We start from the raw sequence: 6,686 nt of genomic DNA, 5'->3' as shown, positions 1-6,686 counted from the left end.
GGTCACCCACCCCGTCCGCTGGGACAGCTGCATGCAGACGCTGGCCGGCCTGGGCGTCACCGGCGTGCTGGAACTGCCGCCGGCTGGGACGCTGGTCGGACTCGTCAAGCGTGATCTCAAGGGGGTGGCCACCATGGCCCTCAAGACGCCCGCCGACCTGGACGCCGCCGCGGCGTTCGCGGCCGAGCACGCGGGGGTGAAGCAAGCGTGAGCGCGACCATCCGGACCGCCCCCGGATCACCCGGCTCGAAGATCGTCGGGCTGGGCCACTACCGGCCCGACAGGGTCGTCACCAACCACGATCTCGCCCGGATCATGGAGACCGACGACGAGTGGATCCGGGCCCGGGTCGGCATCGCCGAGCGCCGGTTCGCCGCCGCCGACGAGTCGGTGGCCAGCATGGGCGCGCAGGCCGGGGCCCAGGCTCTGGCCGAGGCCGGCCTGCAGCCCGAGCAGATCGACACGGTGATCACCGCGACCTGCAGCGTCGACTCGCCGGCGCCGCACGCCTCCACCCAGATCGCCAACCTGCTGGGCATCCACGCCCCCGGCTCGTTCGACATCAACGCCGCCTGCGCCGGGTTCTGCTACGCGCTGGCCGCCGCCGACCAGGCGGTGCGCACCGGCGCGTCGCGCAACGTGCTGGTGGTCGGGTCGGAGAAGCTCACCGACTGGACCAAGCCGGACGACCGGGCGACGGCGATCATCTTCGCCGACGGGGCTGGCGCGGTCGTCGTCTCCGCCACCGACGAGCCGGGCATCGGCCCGGTCCAGTGGGGCAGCGACGAGAACCACACCCAGACCATCCGGATCGAGGGCCGCACCGGTCACTTCATCCAGGAGGGCCAGACCGTCTTCCGCTGGGCCACCACCGCGATCGCGCCGGTCGCGATCCGGGCGGCCCGGGCGGCCGGGCTGGAACTGAGCGACATCGACGTGCTGGTCACCCACCAGGCCAACCTGCGGATCATCGACGCGATCGCGAAGAAGATCGTCAAGGAGGGCGGCCGGGAGGACCTCAAGGTCGGTCGCGACATCGTCACCACCGGCAACACCTCCTCGGCGTCCATCCCGATCGCCCTCGATCGGATGCGGGCCGCCGGCGAGGTCCGGTCCGGGGACGTCGTGCTGTCCGTCGCCTTCGGCGCCGGCCTGACCTACGCCAGCCAGGTGTTCGTCTGCCCCTGAGGCAATGGGGCAGAATGCCCAGTTGCCCTGCCAACCGCGGCCGTGTGAAGACCCACCCGGGGACGGCCGAAACCGAAAGGAAACCCCGTGAGCAACGAGGACATCATCGCCGGACTCGGCGAGATCGTCGAAGAGGTCGCCGGCGTGAGCGCGGCCGACGTCACCGCCGACAAGTCCTTCACCGACGACCTGGACATCGACTCGCTGTCCATGGTCGAGATCGCGGTGCAGGCCGAGGACAAGTTCGGCGTGAAGATCCCGGACGACGAGCTGGCCAACCTCAAGACCGTGGGCGACGCCGTCGCCTACATCGAGGCCAACAAGTCCTGACGGCTCGCGCCCGGCCGCCGATCCCGCGCGGCCGGGGCACCGGCAGCACCCGCATCACCCGACCCGCACCGCCCGCCATCTCCTCCCCGAAGGGACCCCCGCCATGAGCTCCGATCACGACGTCGTCGTCACCGGTATCGGCGCGACCACGCCGATCGGCGGCACGGCGCCGGAAACCTGGCAGGCGCTGCTGGACGGCACCATCGGCGTCAAGCCGCTGACCGAGCCGTGGGCCGAGCAGTACGACCTGCCCGTGCGCATCTACGCGCCGCTGGTCGTCGACCCGAGCGAGGTCCTGTCCCGGGTGGAGGCCCGCCGGCTGGACCGGTGCCAGCAGGTCGCGCTCGTCGCGGCCCGCGAGGCCTGGGCCGACGCCGGCGCGCCGGAGATGGACCTGGAACGGCTCGGCGTGGTCATCGGCACCGGCATCGGCGGGGCGCTGACCCTGCTCGGGCAGGACGACATCCTGGAGCAGGACGGCGTCCGCAAGGTCGCGGTGCTGACCGTGCCGATGCTGATGCCCAACGGCCCGGCCGCGGCCGTCGGCCTGTGGGCCAAGGCCCGGGGCGGCGTGCACGCCCCGGTATCGGCCTGCGCGTCCGGCGCCGAGGGCCTGGCCTGGGCCTATCGCATGATCAAGTCCGGCGAGCTGGACGTGGCCATCGCCGGGGGCGCCGAGGCCTGCGTGCACCCGCTGCCGATGGCCGGCTTCTCCCAGATGCGGGCGATGAGCACCCGCAACGACGACCCGCTGACCGCGTCCCGGCCGTTCGACGTCGACCGCGACGGCTTCGTCCTGGGCGAGGGCGCCGGCATCATGGTGCTCGAGCGCGAGGCCCACGCCAAGGCGCGTGGGGCGAAGATCTACGGCCGGCTGGCCGGCATCGGCATGTCCAACGACGCGTACCACATCACCGCCCCCGAGCCCGAGGGCGAGGGCTCGAGCCGGGCGATCGCCAAGGCGCTGCGCAGTGCCGACCTGTCCCCCCTGGACATCGGGCACGTCAACGCGCACGCCACCTCGACCCCGGTCGGCGACATCGCCGAATCCAACACGATCCTGCGGTCGGTCGGCGGCCACCCGGTCGTCACCTCGACCAAGTCGATGACCGGCCACATGCTGGGCGCCGCCGGCTCGCTGGAGGCCATCGCCACCATGCTGGCCGTCCGCGACGGGGTCGTCCCCGGCTCCCGCAACATCACCACGATCGACCCCGAGATCAAGGTCGACGTGGCCACCGAGAACCGCGAGGTCACCCTCACCGCCGCGCTGAACGACTCGTTCGGCTTCGGCGGGCACAACGTCGCGCTGATCTTCACCGCGGCCTGACCCGCCGCCCGGCGCACCGCAGCGCGACCGCACGACCGGGCCCGGCACCGACCGCCGGGCCGCACCACCCCACCGGGACGTCCCGCGTCTTCGGCGTACCCGCGTTCTGCTCCGGTGAACGCACATCCAACTCGGCAACGGCGCCGCGCACGGCGGCGCGTCAGGAGTGGACCATGACCGCTGTCCTGCCCCACACCGACCTGCCGGCCCAGCCGGCCGCGCCCAGCGCCGCCCCCGCCGGTCCGACCGGCGAGTCGCCCGCCGATACGGCCGACGCCGCGAGCGCCGACCCGGCGACCGTGGATCCGGCGAACGCGGATCCGGCGAACGCGGACCCGGCAAGCGTGGACCCGGCGCCGGTCAAGGCGCCCCGCGCGCTCGACCCCCGGGAGCCGCTGGTCCGGCTGTCCGCGCTGATGGACCCGGGCACCGTCGTGCCGCTGCACACCACCGACACCTCCGGCGTGGTCGCCGTCCGCGGCCGGATCGACGGCTCCAAGGTCGTCGCCTACTGCACCGACGCCACCCGGATGGGCGGCGCGATGGGGTGGGAGGGCTGCGCGCACATCGTCGACGCCATCGAGGTCGCCCTGCGCGAGCGCACCCCGGTGATCGGCCTGTGGCACTCCGGCGGCGCGCGGCTGGCCGAGGGCGTGCAGGCCCTGGACGGCGTCGGCCAGGTGTTCGCGGCGATGATCCGCGCCTCCGGCCGGGTGCCGCAGATCTCCGTCGTCCTCGGCCCGGCCGCCGGCGGCGCCGCCTACGGGCCGGCGCTGACCGACATCGTGATCATGGCCCCGGACGGCCGGGTGTTCGTCACCGGTCCGGACGTGGTCCGCTCGGTGACCGGCGAGGACGTCGACATGGAATCGCTCGGCGGGCCCACCGCCCACCACCGCAAGTCCGGGGTGGTGCACATCGTCGCCGACGACGAGGCCGATGCCCTGGCCCGCGCCCGCCGGGTCACCGGCATCTTCACCCAGCCGGGCATCGCCGGCGTCAGCGGCATCCCGGACGATCCGGACCTGGCCGGGGTGCTGCCCGAGCGGGCCAACCGGGCCTACCCGGTGCGCCCGCTGATCGACCGCATCCTGGACGGGCCGATCGAGGAACTGCAGGCCAAGTGGTCGCCCAACATCGTCATCGGGCTGGGTCGGCTGGCCGGCCGCTCGCTCGGGGTGGTGGCCAACAACCCGCTGCGGCTGGGCGGGTGCCTGGACTCGCAGTCGGCCGAGAAGGCCTCCCGGTTCGTCCGGATGTGCGATTCCTTCGGCATCCCGCTGCTGGTGATCGTCGACGTGCCCGGCTACCTTCCCGGCGTCGGGCAGGAGTGGGACGGGGTGGTCCGGCGGGGCGCGAAGCTGCTGCACGCCTTCGCCGAGGCCGTCGTCCCGCGGGTGACGCTGGTGACCCGCAAGGCCTACGGCGGCGCGTACGTCGCGATGAACTCCCGCTCCCTGGGCGCGACCGCCGTGTTCGCCTGGCCGAACGCGGAGATCGCGGTGATGGGCGCCAAGGCCGCCGTGGGCATCCTGCACCGCCGCAAGCTGGCCGCCGCGCCGGTCGAGCAGCGCGAGGCCCTGCACACCCAGCTGGCCGCCGAGCACGAGAAGATCGCGGGCGGTGTGCACCGGGCGCTCGAGCTCGGCGTCGTCGACGAGGTCATCACGCCCGCGGAGACCCGGCGCAAACTCGCCGAGGCGCTCGCCGCCGCGCCGGCCGGCCGGGGCAGCCACGGCAACATCCCGCTGTAGGTGCGGGGGCGATGACGAACCTGCACCTGATCGGCGGCGGCTGGGACCCGGACGCCGCGGCCGACGTCTACGGACCGTTCCTGGCCGAGGCGACCGCCCGGGCCGGCGGCCCGCCGGCGGTGGCCTGCGTCGTGCTCGACGAGGGCGATGCGGCGGACCGGTTCGCGCAATGGGAGCGGGTGCTGACCGGAGTGGCCCCGTGCCGCCTCCGGCCGCGGCCGGTCGCCGTGGGAGCCGCGTTCGACCCGGCCGCCCTGGACGATGCCGACGCCCTGCTGGTCGGCGGCGGCCTGACCCCCGGGTACGCCGACGCGCTGGTGCCCGCCGCGGACGCCATCCGGAGCTGGCTCACCCAGGGCGGCCGGCCGTACGCCGGCTTCTCGGCCGGCGCCGCGATCGCCGCCGGCCGGGCGATCGTCGGCGGGTGGCGGGACGGCGGAGTCGCGATCTGCCCGGAGGACACCGCCGAGGACCTGGACGAGCTGACGGTCGTGCCCGGCCTCGGGCTGACCCGCTGGTCCATCGACGTGCACTGCGCGCAGTGGGGCACGCTCCCCCGGCTCGTCCAGGCCGTCCGGGGCGCGGCGGCCGGGAACGGTCTGGGCATCGACGAGAACACTCTGGTGACGGTCGGCGCGGACGGCCGGCTGGCGGTGGGCGGACGCGGGCACGCGTGGCTGGTGCACCGGGACGGCGGCCGCGGCGCGACGGTCACCCCGGTACCGGCCGGTACCGCGATCGGCTAGGGATCGGCTGGGCACCGGCTGACGCCGCGGGCCGGTCGAGGGGCCGGCTCCTCCATCCCCGCGTCATCGTCCGGACCACCCGCGACGTGCTCGATGGCGGTCTCGCCCGCGCGGCCGGCTACCCGGCCGCGCGCGCCGTCGCCGCGATCGCCTCATGTTCGGCGGAGCCGACCGTGTCCAGCCCCGGCACCGGCACCCGGCCCAGGGCCAGCCGCAGCGCGTAGACCCGGGTCGCGGCGTCGGCCAGCCGGTCGGCCGGCAGCTGACCGCTCTCGACCGCCGCGGCGATGCCGGCCACCGCGGCGGCCGGGTCGGACGGCATGAGGACGAGGTCCTGGCCGGCCGCGATCCCCCGCCACGCCGCCTCGCCCGGTCCGAAATTGTCGACCACCGGCGCCATCTCGAAGGAGTCGGACACCGCGACGCCGTGGAAGCCGAGGCCCTGGCAGCCGGCGACGCCCGATCCCTTGAGCAGGTCGGTGACCACCGCGGACGACAGCGCCGACGACGTCCCGCCGGTGCCCACCGCCGGCAGGTCGATGTGTCCGGTCATCACCAGGGCCACCCCGGCGTCCACCCCGCCCCGCATCGGCACCGCTTCGACGGCGTTCCATTCCGCGCAGTCGGTGGTCAGTGTCGGTAGCGCCTCGTGCGTGTCGGTCGCGGTCCGGCCGATGCCCGGGAAGTGCTTGATGGTGGCGGCGACGCCACCCTGCTGGTACCCGCGGACCGCCGCGGCGACCAATCGCGCCGATCGTTCGGGGTCGGCGCCGAAGGTGCGGCCGGCCACCCCGGACGCCCCGCCGGACGGCAGCACGTCCGCGTCCGGCGCGAAGTCGACGGTCACGCCGACGGCCCGCATCTCGGCCGCGCTGGCCGCGGTGACCTGCTCGGTCAGGGCGTCGGCGGTGTCGACGTCGGCGATGGCGGACAGCTCGTCCGCGCCCGGGAAGTCGGTGAAGCCGTTGACCAGGCGGGTGACCAGCCCGGATTCCTGGTCGGTGCCGATCAGCACCGGCGCCTGCCCGTCCGGGACCTGGGACTGCAGCTCGGCCGCGACGGCGGCGACCTGGCCGGGGGTGCCGCCGGAGGTGCCGTCGATGGTGCCCTTGGACCCCATGAGGATGACCCCGCCCAGGTGCAGTCGGGCGACCAGATCGGTGCCGACCGCGTCGGCCGAGCTGGCCATCACCACCGTGCCGGCCCGCTCGGCGGGGCTCATGGCCGCGACGGCGGCGGCCGCAGCGGTCATGTCGTCGGCGGCATCTGGTGCCATCTCAGCGCAGGGGGACGCAGCCTCGGCTATTGCGGTGATGTCGTACCGGCGAGCCCCGTCTT

Annotated in this window: 6 protein-coding genes and 1 pseudogene; 6 read left to right on the top strand and 1 reads right to left on the bottom strand. The window is 74.4% G+C overall.

The window, feature by feature from the left end; all coding sequences use genetic code 11:
• The 6 genes and pseudogenes from ACOJUF_RS21480 to ACOJUF_RS21455 all read left to right on the top strand — a co-directional run.
• Positions 1–211: pseudogene (locus tag ACOJUF_RS21480) on the top strand (ACP S-malonyltransferase); the annotation flags it as partial.
• Complete coding sequence (locus ACOJUF_RS21475) at positions 208–1,188, top strand: beta-ketoacyl-ACP synthase III (RefSeq protein WP_420123847.1); 981 nt, start codon at positions 208–210, stop codon at positions 1,186–1,188. The pseudogene ACOJUF_RS21480 and the gene ACOJUF_RS21475, both read left to right, overlap by 4 nt.
• Positions 1,189–1,275: 87 nt before the next feature.
• Positions 1,276–1,518, top strand: a complete 243-nt coding sequence (locus tag ACOJUF_RS21470; RefSeq protein ID WP_420123846.1) for an acyl carrier protein — start codon at positions 1,276–1,278, stop codon at positions 1,516–1,518.
• Between the two features lie 103 nt (positions 1,519–1,621).
• Positions 1,622–2,848 carry a beta-ketoacyl-[acyl-carrier-protein] synthase family protein gene (locus ACOJUF_RS21465; protein ID WP_420123845.1) on the top strand — a complete coding sequence of 409 codons (1,227 nt, stop codon included), beginning with the start codon at positions 1,622–1,624 and terminating at the stop codon, positions 2,846–2,848.
• A 416-nt stretch (positions 2,849–3,264) separates the two neighbouring features.
• Positions 3,265–4,602, top strand: a complete 1,338-nt coding sequence (locus tag ACOJUF_RS21460) for an acyl-CoA carboxylase subunit beta (RefSeq protein ID WP_420123848.1) — start codon at positions 3,265–3,267, stop codon at positions 4,600–4,602.
• An 11-nt stretch (positions 4,603–4,613) separates the two neighbouring features.
• Complete coding sequence (locus ACOJUF_RS21455; RefSeq protein WP_420123844.1) at positions 4,614–5,348, top strand: Type 1 glutamine amidotransferase-like domain-containing protein; 735 nt, start codon at positions 4,614–4,616, stop codon at positions 5,346–5,348.
• A gap of 118 nt (positions 5,349–5,466) precedes the next feature.
• On the opposite strand, the gene ACOJUF_RS21450 is transcribed toward ACOJUF_RS21455, so the two are convergent.
• On the bottom strand, positions 5,467–6,686 hold a 1,220-nt coding region (locus ACOJUF_RS21450; RefSeq protein WP_420123843.1), incomplete at its 5' end, for a glycoside hydrolase family 3 N-terminal domain-containing protein.

Origin of the sequence: Nakamurella sp. (assembly GCF_048594475.1) — a bacterium.
Taxonomy (GTDB): Bacteria; Actinomycetota; Actinomycetes; order Mycobacteriales; family Nakamurellaceae; genus Nakamurella.
The sequence above is the reverse complement of the archived record's forward strand: the minus strand, read 5'-3'. Positions and strand labels throughout refer to the sequence as shown.